Annotated in this window: 1 pseudogene; it reads right to left on the bottom strand. The window is 73.3% G+C overall.

The features are described from left to right. Positions 1–574, bottom strand: a pseudogene (locus VSO01S_RS27670) (hypothetical protein); the annotation flags it as partial.

The following is a 574-nucleotide window of genomic DNA, read 5'->3' as shown; positions in this document are numbered from 1 at the left end:
GCCAGCAAAGGTGCGAGGCGTTGCGCGTCCAGCGCCTGCCAGGCTTGCGCCCAGGCGGCGGCGTCGGCGCGCGCAGTGGCGGCGCGCAGGCTGTCGTCGTAGGCGACATCGGCCGTGTCCGCCGCTACGTTGGCCGGCAACGCGCCGGTTCCGCTGAGCCAGAAGGAGTTGATGGCCGGCACGCCACGCTCGGCGCGCGCGTCGTTGACCGGATGGGTGTAGAGCAGCATCTGCATTTCGTTCTGCAGGCGGCGCAGCGGGCGCGCCGCTTCGCCCTGTGGCGACCACTCGGAAATCGGGTAGCCCGCGGCGCGGTCGATGGAGGCGGTGGGCAGGCCGTCGAACAAGGCGCTGCGCGCCAGCCAGCGGCCGGGCTGCGGCGTGGGATGCACGGCGATGCCGTCCTCGTCGAAGAACGGGCGCACGGCATCGAGCAGCGCGGCCGATTCGTCGGCGCCGATGTGCAGCATGCCCGGATCGCCCAGCGCCACGTCGTCGATGCCCACCTGCCAGTGGCACAGCGTCATGAGTCCCCAGCCCTGGCCGGCCGGCGCCGGCGGCAGGCCGAGCTCGC

The sequence above is a fragment of the Variovorax soli NBRC 106424 genome (assembly GCF_001591385.1).
GTDB lineage: Bacteria > Pseudomonadota > Gammaproteobacteria > Burkholderiales > Burkholderiaceae_C > Variovorax > Variovorax soli.
This window is presented reverse-complemented; position numbering and strand designations above follow the sequence as displayed.